We start from the raw sequence: 18748 nt of genomic DNA on the forward strand, positions 1-18748 counted from the left end.
ATTTTTTCTAAAAAAATGGAAGTAATTTTAAAAACAGATATCAAAGGTTTAGGTTACAAAAACGACATCGTTAATGTTAAACCTGGCTATGGTAGAAATTATTTGATCCCTCAAAGCTATGCAAAATTAGCTACTTCAGCTAACATCAGCATGAGAAATGAGGAAATCAAGCAAGCTGCTCATAAACTTGAAAAAGTTAAACAAGACGCAGTTGAGTTAGCAACAAAAATTGGTGAGTTAACACTTACTCTTACAGCTAAAGCTGGTGAGAGTGGTAAGATCTTCGGAGCAGTAACTCCACTTCAAGTGGCTGACGCTCTTAAAGCTCAAGGTTTTGATATTGACCGTAAGCGTATCGGTTTCTCTTCTGAGATCCGTATGTTAGGTGAGTACAAAGCAGTACTTGATCTTCATAAAGAAGTTCAGCAAGAAATCACTTTAGAAGTAGTTTCTGCATAGTTTTTCAAATTAAAAGAATTTACTGCCGTTAGGCAGCAATCTTATTATTTGAGTTTTTTCCTTAAAAGGCTTTTTCAACTTCGGTTGGGAAAGCCTTTTTTGGTGAGGAAAATTAAAAGGGTATAACTACTATTGAAATTAGTTATACCCTTTTAATTTTAGCACTCAAAGATGATTACTTCTTAATTAAACCAACTTGTACGCCAATCCATTCATTAATTGTTTTAAATAAGAATGGAGGATAACCTTCAACTTCTGTTAGCTGAACATCGCCTCTTTTACCACCTGTTAAAAGAAAGTGATTGGCTTTTGGAAAGACCTTACCCTCAAAATATTTAGAATTTTTGAACGAAGCTATTCGCTCTAAATTTAGTGTAGGATCTAATAAGTTGTCATTTTCTCCGTAAAGCGTATAGACTGGAATTTTTATTTTATCCCAATACTGTTTAGCATCAAAGTCAAAATATCGTTTCCACCATGCGATATATTCTTCCTCATCAAAAGTAGTAACATATTCAGTCATTGGTGTAACAATTATTTTATCATGAGCTGCAATCAATTCTGGTGTTTTTACACCTGTTTCAAAATAGTCCATTAATAGATTCTGATAATCTAATGTTATTTTGATATCGTAATCTGTGTAAAGATCAGCTTTAAGTCTTTTTTCTAACGCTTGTTTTTCCTGATCAGCAAACTTACTTAATGCTCCAGAAATATTTAAAATGAACTTTATATGTTCATTAGTAGATGCTGAGATCGGCATAACATACCCAGCTTGATCAAAACCTACTAACCCAATGTTTTTACTATCTATCCTTTTTGTCTTTCTTAATTTCTCGATAACAGCAGTTAAATCTCCTGCCAAATCATTAAAATTTGCAGTTGTTCTATCTCCCGTAGAAACTCCACACCCCCTTTTATCATAAACAAAAGTAGCTATCCCATAATAGGGTAAAGTCCTCACGTATTCATCGAAAATATTACCTCTAAATTGTTCTCCTGCACCAGGTACAAAAATTACTAAAGGAAGTTTACCTCCATCTATATTAGGATATGTAAGTGTACCTTCAATTTGTATGTCTTCATTTTTTATACTGATATCTTTATAGTCTGCGAGATCTTGTAATCTTTTCCCTTCTTTTAAAGAAGTACCTTCTGTATATGAATCATATTGTAACCTTACTGCTTCTCCATTTTCGTTTTTAAATAATGTGATGGTGAAATCCGTAGGGTATGATGACGCCATTTTTAAACCTGCAGAAAAAGTGACTTGTTTTTCATCCTTATATGTTGGGTATAAAATTCTTTTTTTTCCGTTATTAAAATCAAGAATTTGAAGAGGATGAATTGTTCCATCTATATAAAAAGGTTCAATTTGAATCATTCTGCCATCTTCGAAGCTGAAATACCCTAGAAGACTTCCTAAATCATCAATTGTAATAGGAGTGACCCTAATTAAGTTACAATCAACTTGCTTGTAACCAACTTCAAGGTGTCCCATTATAGTGCTATCATTCAAAATTTCTCCTTTATAGGTAGCAGCCATAGAGGGCGTATCAATTTGAAAAGTTAAGGAGTCTAACGTTTCCTTGTAGTTGTCTACTTTATTGGTCTCTTCTTGGTGGTAAAATAGTTTTACTTTAATCAGAGAATCTATATTTACAAAAACTAAATCAGGGTATAATTCAAAATCAGCTGTGCCAATCCATTTACCTTCAAGATTTTCGTTTTTCCATTGAGCATTGCAGATTTGAATGCTAAAAGATAATAGGCTAATTATAAAAAAAAATCGATTCATGTTTTTTAGTTTAGATGAAATGAATGTCATCTATATATGTAATAATAAAAAAATAAGGCAATTTATATACCATTTGTAAGTTAATACGGTATAGTTTTTAGTGATAAATATAAAGTATACATAAGGAGGAGGATTGTTAATCTAAATTTCATATTGAGATTTAACGAATGTATTTCTCATCATCAAGTATAATTATGTTATATTTATACTACTGTTTTCTACACATAATACAATTAAGTCAATTTAAAATAAGAATGAAACCTAAATTACATATTTTACTTTGTTGTTTTTTATCTCTTTCTCTACTATCAATAGCATCTGAAAAAAGAGCACTTCTTATCGGTATAGATAAATATTATGATTCTGAAACCGAACGCTTTGCAGAATGGCAAAATTTAGATGGAGCAGTAAACGATGCATCAGCAGTTTATGATATTCTAAGAGCTAAATATGGCTTTAATGAAAAAAACATGAAGTTGCTTGCTGGTGAAAAAAACACAACAAAAAAAGCAATTATTAAAGGATTTAATCAATTGATAAAATCGACTAAACCCGGAGATCAAGTTTTTATTTATTACGCAGGACATGGTGCTCAAATTACAAATTCTCAATTCTATGAATTAGATAAGAAAAATGAGGCAATTGTTCCTTCTGATGTATTAAGAACAAATGAATATCTTCTTGATGTTGAGATTAATGATCTTTTAAATCAAATTCTTGATAAAAACGGAGAGCTAACGGTCATCTTTGATAACTGTTTTAGTGGTTCTGGTACTAGAGGGAAAATCAATATTAATGAATTAAAATCTAGATATGTTCCTGTTTCAGACTTAGATATTGATACAAAATTTGAGAAAAAGCAATCTGCCGCAGAAAGGGGAGCACTTGTAATATCAGCTGCTCAGGATTATCAATTTGCTAAAGAATATAAAGATTCTAGAGGGCAATCTCATGGAGTATTCACTTATGCTTTGATTAAGGCAATGCAAGCAAGTAATGTGAATGAATCTGCTGAAGATGTTTTTAAAAGAGTAAACTCTATTATATTATATAATGCTGTTCCTAGACAAGATCCAGTAATAGAAGCATCTGCAGAAAGAATTAAAGCTCCATTATTTGGGGGAGTTGCAGACCCCTCTATTGGTGTGCAAATTGGAGTGGTAGATGCAGAAAATAAATATAAAATCACTTTGGATGGTGGAAGCGCTCTTGGTATTGTACCGGGTACACAATTATCGCATGGTGAAAAAGGAACTGTGGTAGAAGTAACATCATTATTTGGTGTAAATGGAAGCTACTGTAAAATTATTGAGGGTGATAAAGAATTATCTGAAGGTGATCTTTTAAAGGTGACAAAATGGGCTCCTTATAACAAGAATAGACTTAAAGTAAATTATAGCTCTGCAGGTATAAATACTACTGATTTAGAAAAAGTAAAAGAACTTTCTAAATATTATAGAGGTAAGAATTTACTAGCAGATAACCCACTAGAACCGACAATAGAGCTTTTAATTAAGAAAGACGATTCGGATAAATGGGTAGCTTTAAATCAGGGTAATAAAGATGTTTTTTCTGATAATGTTCCAACTTCTTCTGATGTAGATAAATACATAAAGAGTAAGAACGTAACAGGGAAAGTATTTATTGAAATTCCTCCATCGGAAGGAGTTTATAAAGAAATTGAAGGAGCTTTGGTTGGTCAAGCTAAAGTTGAAAAAGTAGGAACTAATGCAAGGTGTGATTATCAATTAATTGGTAAGTACAACCAATCTAATATTTTAGAATACGCTTGGTTAAGAACATCTGCTACAAATAAAGATGATCATAGCCCATTACCAGAAATTACAGATTGGTTAAGTAAAGAAAAAACAGTTTTGCTTTCTGATTTTGCTCTTCGCTTAGGGGAAGTGAAAAGTTGGTTAACAATGGATGTTCCTCCTAATAATGCTTGTTTCCCATATAAGCTAGGTTTGATGAAAGAATCTAACGGAGAAATTATTTCTCAGGGTGCATTAGTGGAAGGAGAAGTATATACTGTTTCTTTATATTTAGATGAAAAATTATACGATAGTTGGAACAACGAAGATCGTTATATTTATATCTTTTTGTTAGAAAATGATGGTAGTATGCAACTTCTGTTCCCAGATAGAAACGCATCTGTAGAGAACAATACAGAGCAAATTGCTCAAGAAAAAGGGGATTATAAAAGTACAATTAAATTAGTAGAAGCAGGTGAATTAGCTGTTTCTCCTCCTTTTACAACAGATAATATTTTAATGTTAAGTACTACTAGTGCTATTATTGATACTTCTATTTTTAATCAGACAGGAGTAAGGTCTAGGGGTAGCGGAGAAGATGCTTCTTTAGAATCTCTGTTGGAAGAGGAAGATACAAGGAAAACAAATTCTGTTAGTAATTGGTACTTAGAAAAACACACCTTTTACGGAGAAGAAGTTAACTAAAAAAGAAAGCCTATCAAACTTAAATTTGATAGGCTTTTTTGTGCTTAATGAATAAACCAATTTCCTAAGAAATGCGGAAGCATCTGACGCCAAGTAGGCCAATCATGATGAATATCGTGACCCCATACTTCTAAATGGTTATGGATGCCTTTTGCATTTAAAACATGTGATAATTCAATAGCAGCAGATGGTTTTTCGTGGTTACCTTGTCCGGTTGCTAAAACAATTTCTTTTTGTTTTAATTGATCAATGATATAATGATCATTCCACCCCGGTAAATAACTTAAAGGTGAATTAAAGAATGTAAGATCATCAGCATATCCTTTTGTATAAGAATGTAACTGGTAATCGCCACTCATTGCAATTAAACCCCAAAATAAATCAGGACGCTTAAAGAAGATATTTGCTGAATGTAAAGCTCCAAAAGAAGCACCTGATAGAATAATTGGAGTGTGTCCTCCGCAATCATTAAAAATGTAAGGAACTACCTCGTCATAGATATAATGATTAAAAGCTTCTTGTCTTTCAGCTTTATGTCTTGGGTGCATCTGATTGTTCATCCAAGACTCCGTATTTATACTATTAATTGAATACACTTTAAGTTTACCGGCATCGATAAAAGGTTTTAAAGCATCAATTAATTGAAATCTTTCGTATTCTAAAAAGTCTGCAGCAGCAGTAGGGAATAAAAGTAATGCAGGTCCATAATGACCATAACTTACTATATCCATCCATTTATTTAAACGTGGACTATGCCACCCACTAATATCTCTTTTCATTGTAGTATCTTATAAAGTTTATTTGTATTTCTCTTATGTAGTAGGTCTATCTCTTGTAGAAGGTAGAGTTGCAAAAAAGTCTTCGTAAAAACGAGAAGCATACTGCTCAAGTAATTCTGTTACTCTTTCTAATTTATCTGAAGAAACAATAACACCAGCATGGTATTGTTTATTCATTTTCCAAACAACTTCCGCATCATTATATTGAGATAATTCTGGCCATTCTTGTTTAGCTAATGAAACAATGATTCCGGAATAATCATTCTTTAAAGTAGGTAAGTTGTATGTAGTATTTGTTGCAACAGCATACTCAATTTTAGCCCACTCTTTCCAAAGGTTTACATTAGATGAAGCCTCTAACATTTCTGCAATGTTTGCACCACCAACTCTAGAAGCAGTCTCTAGAAAGATATATTTTCCCGTTGCGTGGTCTTTGATATACTCAGAATGAGATGCACCATGTTTTAAACCAAAACCACTTAAAAGTTGTTCGTTTAAAGCTAAAACTTCTTCTGTTTCTTTTGCATCATGTTCCATGGTATGTGTTCTGAAAACCCCACCATCATGTGCTACTTCCATTGGCGTATTCATGTACCTGTGCGCACGAGAGAAAATGATTTTACCATTTAATGATAAACTATCTACGTGTAACACATCACCAGGACGGAATGCTTCTGCAAGAAAGTCATCTCTTTCATCCCCAAGACCGTTAACAGCATCCCAAAATTCTTGATGCGTGTGCACTTTTTGGATTCCAGAAGCTGATGCTTCAGAGCGAGGTTTAATTAACCAAGGTCCTTCCACATTTTCTAGAAAATCATGAATCATTTCATTAGAGAAAAGCCCCGTAAATTTAGGTATGGGTAAGCCAAGATCTTCAGCTTTCATTCTCATACCTAACTTATCTCTAAAATGTCTAACCGTTGTTTGCCCCATTCCTGGAGTTCTGAAATGCTCTCTAAGATAAGCCGCTTTTTCAACATCAAAATCATCTAATGCAACAATAATATCGAAAGGTTCTTCTCTAAATTTGAAAGCCAATCCTTTGATAACGTGCTCGTAGTTCCAGTCTTTTGCTGACTGTCCACTAAATATCATTTCATCAATGCTGTCTTTTGGCCAAGCATGATGCTCTAAATCTTTAACAGTAAGTAAAGTTACTTTTGCACCAGTTTCTTTTGCTCCAATAAGGAAGTCTTCACCTTTGAAATAACAAGAAACACACAGAATCGATAAAGGTCTTTGATGACTCATAGTACTATAAAATAGGTTTAATAAGTATGTTTGGAAGTTTAACTAAGGTTGAAAACAAACCACTAAGGTGTGTATTCAAAAGGGTTTATCTTCCAAACATACGCTGAATTGAATGTTTATTACCTCAACTGAAAAATAGAGGTAGGGTATTTATATTATTGATTAGCGATGATTTTGGCAAATTCAAGCAATAAGTGAACGCCAAAACCTGTTGCATTTCTATCTTTTCCATAGCCATTTGCAGCAAATGCTACTCCGGCAATATCTAAGTGAGCCCATTTTGTGTTTTCTTGAACAAAGGCTTCTATAAATTTAGCTGCATGGATAGCACCAGCGGCTGGGTTACCTGGGTAATTTTTTACATCGGCAACATCAGATTGAATGCCTTTATTGTACACATCCCATAATGGTAATTGCCATATTTTTTCATCAGTAGAGATACTAGCCTCAGTTAAGAGTTGTGCAGTCTCTACGTTATTACTTAACATTGCACCTGCTTCATAGCCTAATGTCATAACAGAGGAACCCGTAAGTGTTGCAATATCAACTATATGGTCAAAGTTCTTCATTTTACAAGCAAAAGAGACACCATCAGCAAGGCATAATCTACCTTCTGCATCTGTGTCAATTACTTCAATGGTTTTTCCAGAATGACTTTGAATAACGTCTCCAGGTTTTACAGAAGCACCATCTACCATGTTATCAGTAGCAGGAATGAAACCAGTAACAGCAATAGGTAATCGCATTCCAGCAATAGCAGCAATTGCTCCAGCTACTGCAGCAGCTCCACCCATGTCACATTTCATCCAATGCATATTTTGAGAACCCTTCATAGAAATTCCACCTGTATCGAAAGTTACACCTTTACCTACAAATGCAATTGAAGCAACTGGATTTTTTGGTGTGTATTCTAAGATAGAAAACGAAGGATTGTTTTTACTACCTGCGTTTACAGCAAGAACAGCATGTAAACCAAGTGTTTTTAAACCTTCTCTACTTCTAAAAGTAGTAGCATCAAACCCAAATTCGTTAGATTTTGCCTCAATCTCGTCAGCAAATCCTTGAGGGTCTATAATGTTAGAAGGAGTATCAACAAGGTACATCGCCCATAATTTGGCTTCAGCTACCTTTTTGGCATCTTCAATAAGAATAATATGTTTTGCTCTATTTTCTTTAGGAAGAATAAGGTGAATATCAACATTAGTTGGTATACCTTTTAGTTGATAATGTCCTAATAGAACACCTGATATAATAGGAGAGATAACATTTTCTAAATGATCTCCTAAATGTTTTAAATTTAAAGTATATGATTTACCTACTTTATCTCGATTAGCAAAAACATGCTTTCTTACAGCATCTTCAATTACTTTAAAAGCGATAGAATCTCCAATACCCAATAATGTTACTTTTTTATCATTATTTCTTAAAACAATTGATTCTCCTGCTTTAGCCAGAAAATCATTTTTTAAGATAGGTACAGAGATATTCCACTTTTGAGCAGCTCTTTCCAATCGTTTTTCCCAAGTAGACTCGGTATAAATTACTAACGAAGGAATTTCCCAAGATTCAGTATTATCAATTAATAAATTAGTTAACATTATGTATATGGTTTATGTAGTATTTCTTGTGGTTAATAAAAGAGTATATTCATGGCTTCTTCAAATTCTTGACCCCAAACAGCTTCTGAATGGTTGGCATCATGATTTATTTTAAGCGGAAGGTGCTGACCTTCAAAACCTCTATCTTTTAAAATTTCAATTAACTCATCAATTTCATCTAATAGTGTTTCACTTTCTTTTCCTCCACCGTAAAAATAGATCATTGATTTCAAGAAAGGGGTAACCCTCTTGGCTAAAGCAAATATTTTACTAGAATACCACAATGATGGAGAGAAAATCATGTATTTACCAAATGCTTCTGGTCTATAAAGACCTGCATACAAGCTTACTAATCCTCCCATAGAACTTCCACCTATTCCAGTATTTTCTCTATCTTGTTTAGAAGGGAAGTTTCTATTTATGTATGGAACTAGTGTATCAACAATAAAATTAATATATCTTTTTCCGCTTCCACCTGTACCGTTTTCATCTGCAAAAGGGGCAAACTCTTCAATACGTTCTTCATCACCATGTTCAATAGCAATCACAATTATCTTCTTGCCCTGATCAATCATTTCGGACATAACCTTATGAATACCCCACATTCCAAATGGAGCATTTTTATTGAACAGGTTTTGTGCATCGTGTAAATACATAACAGGATAACGTTCCGTAAAAGAATCCCATCCTTTCGGTAACAATGCCCAAACAGCCCTTTTTTTTCCTAATTGCGGCATATCAAACTTATCGCTGATAAGCATGATATCTACATTTGGAGCTTCGGACATAGCATCTAAATGAAACCACATTTTGTGTCTTCTTTCTGCTAATTGTTGACGGTCAGTTTTAACATAATCATTACCACCAAAAGCCCATGTTAAAAAGTTAGGTAAAACAGCAGACCAAGTATTAAAGTTATGTTCACCATCTGTTATTTCAACATAAGTAATATCATCGTGGATATCATAACCTTTTTTGTCAAGCTCTTTAATTATATCAAGGGTATCATCTATAGAATCTATAATGCCGTTATTATTTCTGTCAGATGTTTCGTCTTTAGTACCCGTTTGCAACCAGAATTTCAATCCTTCTTTTTTAGAAGAGTTTTGAATTGTTCTATGCATTATACGGTCTATATCATCATTGTAATCTCCTTCGGCAGGTTTATCCCTCCACCAAAATGAACCAGAGAATACTCCAATTTTGTTAAAATATTGAGGGTAGTGCCAAGAGATATCTAAAGCAGCCAATCCTCCTAATGAAAAACCTGCAAAAGCAATGTCTTTTGGAGAAGAGGAAATGTTAAAGCTCTTTCTGCAATAGGGAATTAGTTCTTCAATAACAAAACGGGAAAAATCGTGTGCTTTATCTCCTCTGTTCATATAATCAGCAGAAGAAATACAGCCATATTCATCAATTCTTAAAGCACTACAATGTATTCCTATAACCGCTATAGGGTTAATTACTTTAAGGTCATAAAGGTGATTTAAAGTAGAATACATCTGAACAGCTTCCATATCTTGTCCGTCATTAAAAAAAGCAGCCTGTATAGGAGAAGGCTCTTTTTTATGAGGAAGAAAAATAGAAAGAACTACATCTCTTCTTAAGAAATTGGAATAATAGGTCTGTTCAATGTGATCAAAATACTGATTTTCATCATTATTCTGTGATTGATGGTGGTTCATTAAACTTTTGATTTGAAAACAACAAGCACGGGGTCTTATACACTGTGTTAGGGCATCCTAACTTAAATCGACTGCAATGATACATCAAATAAATGAAAATACTATTGAAATTTTACAAATAATTTACAATGATTAATAATTGTTTTTGTAGCTTTGCACTCGTTATGGATAATTGATCAATTCATTTAAAGGATTAATCTTTTATTTATTACAACGATTTGGTGACCCAAATTACCCATTATAACAATAACCTAGTCATTCAATTAAAATATTATCCATGAAAAAAATTGGTATCCTCTTTGGTAAGGAGCGTAGTTTTCCTCAAGCTTTTATTGATAAAGTAAACGAAATTGCTCCTAAAGGTATTACTGCAGAAGCAGTTTCTATCGACAAAGTAGTCCAAGGTAAAGCAACTGAATACGCTGTTATTATTGACCGTATTTCTCAGGATGTACCCTTTTACCGTGCTTTCTTAAAGAACGCTGCAATTTGTGGTACAGCTGTAATCAATAACCCATTCTGGTGGAGTGCTGATGAGAAATTTTTCAATAATGCATTAGCATTAAAAGTTGGTGTACCTGTACCAAAGACTGTTTTATTACCGTCTAACCAATGGCCTGATGATACAAACCAAGATTCTTTCACAAACTTGGCTTACCCATTAGATTGGAATAGTATTTTTGATTATATCGGTTTTCCTGCCTACATGAAACCACATGATGGTGGAGGTTGGAAAAGTGTTTATAAAGTAAATGATTCTAATGAACTTTTTGAAAAGCATGCTGAAACTGAACGTTTAGTAATGATGCTTCAAGAAGAAATTAAATTTACGGAGTACTTCCGTTGTTATTGTTTAGGAGGTAAGTATGTTCACATCATGCCTTACGCTCCAGAAAATCAACCTCATTTACGTTATGTAGTTGATCAAGACAAACCAACTGATCCAAAATTATTGAAAACTATCGAGGAGTATGTTCTTAAATTGAATCATGCTTTAGGGTATGATTTCAATACTGTAGAATTTGCAATCAGAGATGGTGTTCCTTATGCAATTGATTTCTGTAACCCAGCACCAGATGCAGGTTTAGAGTCAGTAGGACAAGAAAATTTTGCATGGATCGTTGAACACGCAGCTAAGTTTGCCATCGAAAGAGCAGAAGCTCAAGTAGAAGGACAAGATAACTTAACTTGGGGTACTTATGTACAAGAAGGTGTACAACAATCTTTAAAAAAGGCTGTTAAAAAAGCTCCTGTAGCAAAGAAAGCACCGGCAACACGTAAGCCTGCTGCTAAAAAAACTACAGCTGCTGAAAAGAAAACAACTGCAGCTAAAAAGGCTCCAGCAAAAAAAGCCCCAGTAAAAAAGGCAACAACTGCTAAGAAAACTTCGACAAGAGCGAAGAAAGCTTAGTTTTAAATAATTAAGAGTTACCAATTTTCTTAGGAGTATTGGTAACTCTTAATGCTATATATCCCCCCTTGATAATCTTAAAAAAAACCTATTTTTACCTACTGAATTATTATGAGCAAAAAATTTACAATTGGTATAGAGGAGGAGTTCCAAACTGTAAGTATGGAAGACCTATCTCTAAAGGCTCACTTGTATGAAATCCTAGATCAAGATAAGAAGTATTTTCATGAGCATGTAAAGCCTGAAATGCATAAAGCAGTTCTTGAGGTAGGAACGCATATTTGTGAAAATATCGATGAAGCTCGTAAGGATGTAGTTCGTCTTAGAAATATGGCTGCTCAAATGGCAGGAGATCAAGATCAGTATATTGCTGCTGCTGGTTCTCATCCGTTTTCTTCGTGGACAGAACAATTAATGACGGATGACCCTCGTTACAATCAAATTGTCAACGAACTTCAAGATGCTGCAAGATCAAATTTAATTTTTGGTATGCACGTTCATGTAGGAATAGAAAATCGTAACCAAGCGTTACATTTAATGAATCAGGCGAGGTATTTCTTACCTCATATATTTGCTCTTTCTACAAACTCACCATTCTGGGAAGGTAGAAATACAGGATACATGTCTTACAGGACAAAAGTTTTTGATAAATTTCCAAGAACGGGTATTCCTGAATTTTATGCTTCTGCAGCAGAATATGATGAGTACATAGAAATGCTAACTACTACAAATTGTATTGATAATGCAAAGAAAATATGGTGGGATATCCGTATGCATCCATTTTACAATACAATAGAATTTAGAATCTGTGATGTACAGATGACTACAGAAGAAACTCTAGCTATTGCCTCTTTAGTACAAGCGATTGTTTGTAAACTAGATAAATTAATGAGACAGAATATGTCTTTCAGAATATATAGAAGAGCATTAGTGAACGAAAATAAGTGGAGAGCCGCAAGGTACGGTTTAGAAGGCAAACTAATTGATTTTGGTAAACGTGAAGAAGTAGATTCTAAACAACTAATCTTAGAAATTCTTGATTTTGTAGATGATGTTGTAGATGAACTTGGTAGCCGAGATGTTCTAGAAACCATTCCTGCTTTATTAGAAAAAGGAACTGGTGCTAGAAGACAATTAGAAATATTTAAGCAAACAAATAGTCTTGAAGATGTAGCTAAATATATTGTTCAAGAAACAAATAAAGACTTAGATACCAAATTACCTTGGAATTTAACAATACCTAGTGTGGGTGTGTAATTAATAAAGAACATTTTTAAAGTTTAATGGGTCGATTAAGATTAGCATTGATTGATATGTACAACAAAGTTCCTAACGAAGGAATGCGTTGTATTAAAGATATCTTGGGAGAAGTAAAGGAAGAAGTTGATTATCAAATTTTTGATTTAAGAGGAGAAGATCAGCTTCCAGATACATCATTTGATATTTATTTATCTACAGGTGGACCTGGAAATCCTTTAGAAGAAGAAGGTTGGGAGCAAGGATACTTCGATTTATTGCAAAAGTTATGGGAGCATAACCTCACTCATTCAAGAAAAAAATATGTATTCTTTATTTGTCATTCATTTCAAATGGCAAGTAGATTTTTCGGTTTAGGTCAACTTTCTCAGCGACATTCAACGGCATTTGGTGCTATGAGAGTGCACAAAACTGAAGAAGGTAAAAAAGATCCATTCTTATCTGTTTTTGGCGATACTTTTTATGCTATTGATTCTAGAGATCATCAATTATTGAATGTGACTCAAGAGCAATTGAATAAAATAGGGGCTAAAATTGTTTGTATGGAAAAGATAAGACCGCATACAGATTATAAACGTGCTGTAATGGCTATCCGATTTTCTGATGAATTTTTTGGGACACAGTTCCACCCAGAAGCAGACGCAGAAGGGTTGATACCTTACTTTGGAGTTGACCCTCAGAAAAAAGGTATAATAGAAAAATTTGGAGAAAAGAAATTTAATAAATTGATGAAGATTTTAGAAGATCCTAGTCGATTGAATATGGCGTTTAGACCAATAATTCCTTCTTTTTTACAGTATGCTATCCAGGCATTAACGAAACAAGAAGAACCTCAAAATTAGTTATAACTAATAGTAAATATGATCAAGTCTTTAAGAGGAGAATTTAATAAGAATTTCTCAGACGATAAATATAAGTCACTTACTAAATATTTTGATGATAAATTTGGTGAAGAATTGGCTTTCAGAATGGCTGAAACACCAATTTTTTTTCCACCAGAATTTATCGAAAGAGTAAAAGAGGCATGTGATGACGTTGTTAAAGTTTTAAAGCGAAAAGACTTTAAAAAGATAACAGAAGAGGCAATACCGAAAGATTGTATTGTTCCAAATGAAGACGATCATACGAACTTTTTAGCGGTAGATTTTGCTGTTTGTAAAAACGAAAAAGGAGAATTAGAACCTCAAATGATAGAGTTACAAGGTTTTCCTTCAATTTTTGCATTTAACATCTTCAAGCAAGAAGCATATAAAAAAATATATAATTTAGACGATACGTTAACTCCGTTTTTTGATAATTCTGAACAGGAATATATCGAAAAATTGAAGAATGTTATTCTAAATGGACATGCTCCGGAAAATGTAATTTTATTAGAAATTTTTCCTGATAAGCAACATACAAGAGTTGATTTTGCTGCAACAAAAGAAGTTGTAGGTATAGAAACAGTGTGTATTACTGATGTAATTAAAGAAGGTAAAGATTTATTTTATATCAATAACGGTAAGAAAACACCAATAAAAAGGATATATAATAGACTTATTTTTGATGAAATTGAAAATTGGGAACCTTTAGACCTTCAATTTAGATTAACTGATGATGTTAATGTAGAATGGGCAGGTCACCCTAATTGGTTCTTTAGAATAAGTAAATCTCTAATGCCTTATTTGGAAAGTAAGTTTGTGCCAGAAACAAAATTTTTGACAGATTACACTACTTACCCTAAAGATTTGGAAAACTATGTTTTAAAGCCATTGTACTCTTTTGCTGGAGCAGGAGTAGTTTTTCATTTAGAGCAGAAGCATTTGGATGCAATTGCTGAAGAAGAAAGAGGAAACTATATTTTACAAAGAAAAATTAATTACGAACCAATTGTTGAAGCTGCAGACGGTGGAGATGTAAAGGTAGAAGTAAGATTGATGTTTATTTGGGCTGATAATGAAGAATCACCTGAGTTAATTGTCAATCTTTGTAGAATGAGTAGAGGAGAGATGATTGGAGTAAAATACAATCACAATAAAACTTTTGTAGGCGCTTCTATTGGACTTATGTAAAATAAAGAGGTTGTTTTAAATTCAATTAAAACAACCTCTTTATTTATTGTAATTTCTATTTTAATAAAATAATGATAAAATAGAAGGCGTTAGAAGAGCTGTGAAAATACCCATTAAACCAATGGATAAGCCACTAATTGCACCTTCAACAATACCCATTTGTATTGCTGCTGCTGTTCCAATTCCATGAGCGCAAGTACCCATTGCTAATCCTTTTCCAATTGGTTTAGTAATGCCCACTTTATGCAAAACCATTGGACCAACTGTAGCACCAAGAATTCCGACAATAATTACAAAAACTGCTGTTAGAGAGGGGATACCTCCATTCTGAAAAGAGACAGCCATTGCAATAGGTGTTGTAACAGACTTTGGAGCCATAGAAACTATAAGCGTTTCGTCTGCTCCAAATAATTTACCAACTATAATAACAGAAAGAATACCCATAACACTCCCTGCAAAAGTAGCAGCAAGAATAGTTAATGCATTTTTTCCTATTGTATGTAATTGTTCATAAAGTAAGTAACCTAATGCAACAACAGATGGCCCTAACATGAAGTTAATCATATGAGCATTTGTTTTGTAGGTCTCATAGCTAACATTGGTACTTTTTAGGATAACGATTAATGTAAGTATAGTTAGTAAAACAGGATTTAAAATTGGACTTTTTACTTTTTGATAAATCGCTTCAAAAATTAAGAACAACCCTAAAGTAGCTGCAAGAACAAACGTTTCGCTTTCAAAAAGATGATGTAGTAATTCTTTCATTATTTATTATCTTTTTTTCCTAAAAACTGCCCAGTATAACCGGCAGATAACATAACAGCAAACATAGAGATTACAATGGTAACTGAAATCATAAGCCAGTTTTCTTGTAAAACATCAAGATATTCCATCATTCCAACACCAGCAGGTATAAAAAATAATGACATCCTTTTAGTTAAGGACGTTGCTGCATCTTTTACCCATTGATAAGGAATAATTTTAAGATATAGACATAGAAATAGTATAACCATTCCAATCACATTACCAGGTATTGGAACCCCTGTTGCTTCATTAATTAATGTTCCTAACGCTAGCATTGTTAGGATCAGCATAAACCCGCGTATCATGTATTTTGTATTAAATGTTTTAATTTTTTATAAATATACATCGATATTTCTTAAGGAATTAGTTCTATTAGATTTATTAAATAGTGGCGATTTAACGCTTTATTATGTATATTCATATAGGCTTACCACAAAAACTAGTTATGAAAAGATTATCAATAGAAGAATTACTTACAAAGAAAAAATACGATGAAGTCATTATCGTGTTAGAAGAAAGAGTCGACAAATTTGAAACAGTAAATCTAGAAGAGTTTTTAATATGGGCATCTTGCTACGAGAAGAGAGGCGATTATGAAGCGGCTCTTCATGTATTATCAATTGCTTATTTAGAAGAGTATGATTCTATCCAATTAGATAATGAATTTGATAGGATAAGAACATTGCAAGAGAATGTAAATCAAGGTATTATTCAACTCGGAGAAGGGCTAACTTCTAGCAATGAAATATCTTTGATTAAATCAACTTTTCAATCGCTTTTAGATCATAATGTATATGATGAAGCGTTAAGAATTTGGGATGATATTATTGTTCAACTTAGAGGAAATGACATTGGAGAATTGTGGTTTGGAAACATTGCTTCCAACCTTTTTCAGAAGTTAGATGAAAACGTAATAATGAAATTACCAAATAGGAAAAAACTCCTAGATACGGTAATTTATTATTATATATCAACGTCTAAAGTATATGATTCAAATTATCAACAAGCACTTCGATTACGACAAAGGTCGTTTTAAAAGTGATTAGTTTATAGGCGATATTTCAGTAATTTGAAACTCAACACGTCTATTTTTTTGTTTTCCTTCAACAGAATCATTAGTGGCAATTGGGTTTTCTTCCCCTTTACCACTAATGGTTAATCTATTTGCATCAATTCCATTTTTTACAAGATAATTTTTTACAGAGGCAGCTCTTTTTTCACTTAACCATTTGTTGTAATTAGCGCTCCCTTGGTTATCTGTGTAGCCTGTAATCTCAACTTTTTTAATAGATTGTTCTACACTCAATAAGTCAACCATTCTATCTAGTTCATCATAAGATGATTTTTGTAAATAGCTGCTATTGTGTTCATAGAATATATTCTTTAAAATTAGCGTAGCAGTTTCTTCCAAAGGAACTAAATGCAGGTTTTGAATTGCTTGAACTTCTAATTTCTGATCTGTTAAATCTATATGTTCACTCTGCGACATAAAGCCAGTTGATGTTGCAAGAAATGAGTATTCTTTTCCAAGAGGTAATGTTATGTAGTAGGTACCTGTTGTGGCGTTAGAAAATACAGTTCCAACTTCTTCTTGCGTTGTTAAATCTGTATATATAATTTTTGTATGAATAGGTTGCTGTGTTGTCTTATTTATAACTTTTCCACTCACTAAAGCAACAGGCTCAGGAGGGAGTAAAATAGGTAGTTTAACAGTGTAAATATCTTTGTCTCCATTTTCTGTTACTCTGCTAAAAAATCCAATATCACCAGATACGGGAATACATAAATCAGATTCATCAGTAGCCGAATTAATTGTCGGTCCTAAATTTTCTGGAGTACTCCAATTCTCCCAAGAATCATCAAGTCTTTTTGTAGCAAAAATATCACTTCCGCCAAACCCTTGATGCCCAGTAGAAGAGAAGTACAATGTCTTTTCATCCGTTGATAAAAAAGGAGACGTTTCTTTTCCTAAAGTATTAATACTTGAGCCTAATGATTGAGGGGCTGACCATCTATTATTTTCATCTTTAAAACTAACATACAAATTGGTTACAGATTCTGTTCTATTATCAGTCAATGCCATAAGCATAACTTTTCGACTGTTTGATAAGAAGAAATCAGATTTTTGCTCTAGTAACTGTATATTAGGTATTATAATTTGCTCTTGTTCAATCCAACTAGAATCTTCTAGTTCTAAAGTGCTTAATTGAAAGTCTGTGCCACTCTCATCAATAACAGATAATGCAGTAATGCCATCTGGACTTAATGCCGTAATATATTTATGAAGAAAATTTATACTAGAATCTATCGTAACAGCTTTTGATACCCATTGATCTAGACTATCTAAATAGGCCTCATAGAGTAAAGGAGATCCTTCTTTGCTTGTTCTTGTAAATAATAATTTATCACCTCTAATATCCAAGGTAGGGTTAGACTCATCTGCAGATGTATTTAAAGCAGTACTCAGAGGTTTAGTCAGAACAGTTGGAGCAAGATCTTTACTTATCTGTGGTAAAATGCTTATTGCTTTAGAAGATTCTGAAACGCCAATAGCATCAATACCACATAAACGAATTGATGACTTTGCTTTTAATGTTATTTTAATTGATGTGATGGGAGTATCAATCCTTTTAAAAAAATAATTACTATTCTGACTGCCAAATTTAATATGAGCAGGTTCTTGATCATAAACAGTTAAAAACTGATCATTACTTAAAACTTCAATTTTTTGGATAGCATTATGGTAAAAAGCTTCACAAATAATTATCTGATTTATATTGCTAATTGGCGCTGCAAAACCAATTTGTAGAAATGCAGTAGTATCCTCATCAGATAACCAAGCAAGTGGATTTCTGTTAGATTTGAGTGGGACATTAGGAAGACCAACTACTTGAGTTGCTCCAAATGCAGCCTCACTATACTGCGACGAGTAATCTTGCACAGTATCTGCCCAATAAATAGTTTGTGAAAAACCATTACTATTACTTAAAATAAAAAAGAGAAGCGATATATATAAATACTTAATCAAACTGATAGCTGTTTAAAAGGAAAAAGAATCCCTTCTTTCAAAAAATAGAATTGAAAGGATTTCTTTGAAGAACTCAATATAATACAAAAATAGAGATGTTTGAGGAATATAGAAAGGATAAGAAACTTCATTTTGCTGATCAGAAGTGGTAATAAATCGTTA

15 protein-coding genes are annotated in these 18748 nt (G+C 33.1%); 7 read left to right on the forward strand and 8 right to left on the reverse strand.

What is annotated here, in order from left to right; translation table 11 throughout:
• Nucleotides 1–15: 15 nt before the first annotated feature.
• Nucleotides 16–459: a 50S ribosomal protein L9 gene (gene rplI, locus EI427_RS06230; RefSeq protein WP_126612767.1), complete on the forward strand. Its 444-nt coding sequence runs from the start codon at nt 16–18 to the stop codon at nt 457–459.
• A gap of 175 nt (nt 460–634) precedes the next feature.
• Here rplI and EI427_RS06235 read toward each other — a convergent pair whose 3' ends face one another.
• Nucleotides 635–2257 carry an alpha/beta hydrolase family protein gene (locus EI427_RS06235; RefSeq protein ID WP_170178406.1) on the reverse strand — a complete coding sequence of 541 codons (1623 nt, stop codon included), beginning with the start codon at nt 2255–2257 and terminating at the stop codon, nt 635–637.
• Nucleotides 2258–2511: 254 nt separating this feature from the next.
• Here EI427_RS06235 and EI427_RS06240 point away from each other — a divergent pair, with 254 nt between their 5' ends.
• Nucleotides 2512–4719 carry a caspase family protein gene (locus tag EI427_RS06240; protein ID WP_170178407.1) on the forward strand — a complete coding sequence of 736 codons (2208 nt, stop codon included), beginning with the start codon at nt 2512–2514 and terminating at the stop codon, nt 4717–4719.
• Nucleotides 4720–4763: 44 nt separating this feature from the next.
• Here the strand turns inward: EI427_RS06240 and EI427_RS06245 are convergent, their stop codons facing one another.
• The 4 genes from EI427_RS06245 to EI427_RS06260 form a co-directional block, all read right to left on the reverse strand.
• Nucleotides 4764–5498 (reverse strand): esterase family protein, encoded by a 735-nt coding sequence (locus tag EI427_RS06245; RefSeq protein ID WP_126612773.1) that lies wholly within the window; start codon nt 5496–5498, stop codon nt 4764–4766.
• Nucleotides 5499–5531: 33 nt separating this feature from the next.
• Nucleotides 5532–6752, reverse strand: a complete 1221-nt coding sequence (locus EI427_RS06250; protein WP_126612775.1) for an ATP-grasp domain-containing protein — start codon at nt 6750–6752, stop codon at nt 5532–5534.
• Between the two features lie 155 nt (nt 6753–6907).
• Nucleotides 6908–8350: a M17 family metallopeptidase gene (locus EI427_RS06255; RefSeq protein WP_126612777.1), complete on the reverse strand. Its 1443-nt coding sequence runs from the start codon at nt 8348–8350 to the stop codon at nt 6908–6910.
• 32 nt (nt 8351–8382) lie between these two features.
• A complete protein-coding gene (locus EI427_RS06260) occupies nt 8383–10035 on the reverse strand; it encodes an alpha/beta hydrolase-fold protein (RefSeq protein WP_126612779.1) in 1653 nt (550 codons plus the stop codon).
• A gap of 277 nt (nt 10036–10312) precedes the next feature.
• Here EI427_RS06260 and EI427_RS06265 point away from each other — a divergent pair, with 277 nt between their 5' ends.
• The 4 genes from EI427_RS06265 to EI427_RS06280 all read left to right on the forward strand — a co-directional run bounded on the left by EI427_RS06265 (nt 10313) and on the right by EI427_RS06280 (nt 14754).
• A complete protein-coding gene (locus tag EI427_RS06265; protein ID WP_126612781.1) occupies nt 10313–11446 on the forward strand; it encodes an ATP-grasp domain-containing protein in 1134 nt (377 codons plus the stop codon).
• A 111-nt stretch (nt 11447–11557) separates the two neighbouring features.
• Complete coding sequence (locus tag EI427_RS06270; protein WP_126612783.1) at nt 11558–12703, forward strand: carboxylate-amine ligase; 1146 nt, start codon at nt 11558–11560, stop codon at nt 12701–12703.
• A 26-nt stretch (nt 12704–12729) separates the two neighbouring features.
• A complete protein-coding gene (locus tag EI427_RS06275; protein WP_126612786.1) occupies nt 12730–13545 on the forward strand; it encodes a type 1 glutamine amidotransferase in 816 nt (271 codons plus the stop codon).
• An 18-nt stretch (nt 13546–13563) separates the two neighbouring features.
• Nucleotides 13564–14754, forward strand: coding sequence for an ATP-grasp domain-containing protein (locus EI427_RS06280; RefSeq protein ID WP_126612788.1), 1191 nt, complete (start codon nt 13564–13566; stop codon nt 14752–14754).
• Between the two features lie 60 nt (nt 14755–14814).
• On the opposite strand, the gene EI427_RS06285 is transcribed toward EI427_RS06280, so the two are convergent.
• Together EI427_RS06285 and EI427_RS06290 are read right to left on the reverse strand one after the other, a co-directional pair.
• Nucleotides 14815–15519, reverse strand: a complete 705-nt coding sequence (locus EI427_RS06285) for an LrgB family protein (RefSeq protein ID WP_126612790.1) — start codon at nt 15517–15519, stop codon at nt 14815–14817.
• On the reverse strand, nt 15519–15887 hold the full coding sequence (locus EI427_RS06290; protein WP_262708878.1) for a CidA/LrgA family protein: 369 nt from the start codon (nt 15885–15887) through the stop codon (nt 15519–15521). The genes EI427_RS06285 and EI427_RS06290 overlap by 1 nt, the downstream gene beginning before the upstream one ends.
• 116 nt (nt 15888–16003) lie before the next feature.
• On the opposite strand from EI427_RS06290, the gene EI427_RS06295 reads away from it, so the two are divergent.
• Nucleotides 16004–16594, forward strand: coding sequence for a hypothetical protein (locus EI427_RS06295; protein WP_126612794.1), 591 nt, complete (start codon nt 16004–16006; stop codon nt 16592–16594).
• Between the two features lie 6 nt (nt 16595–16600).
• Here the strand turns inward: EI427_RS06295 and EI427_RS06300 are convergent, their stop codons facing one another.
• Entirely contained in the window at nt 16601–18586 is a 1986-nt protein-coding gene (locus tag EI427_RS06300) for an OmpA family protein (RefSeq protein ID WP_126612796.1), read from the reverse strand.
• Between the last annotated feature and the right edge of the window lie 162 nt (nt 18587–18748).

The sequence above is a fragment of the Flammeovirga pectinis genome (assembly GCF_003970675.1).
GTDB classification, from domain to species: Bacteria; Bacteroidota; Bacteroidia; order Cytophagales; family Flammeovirgaceae; genus Flammeovirga; species Flammeovirga pectinis.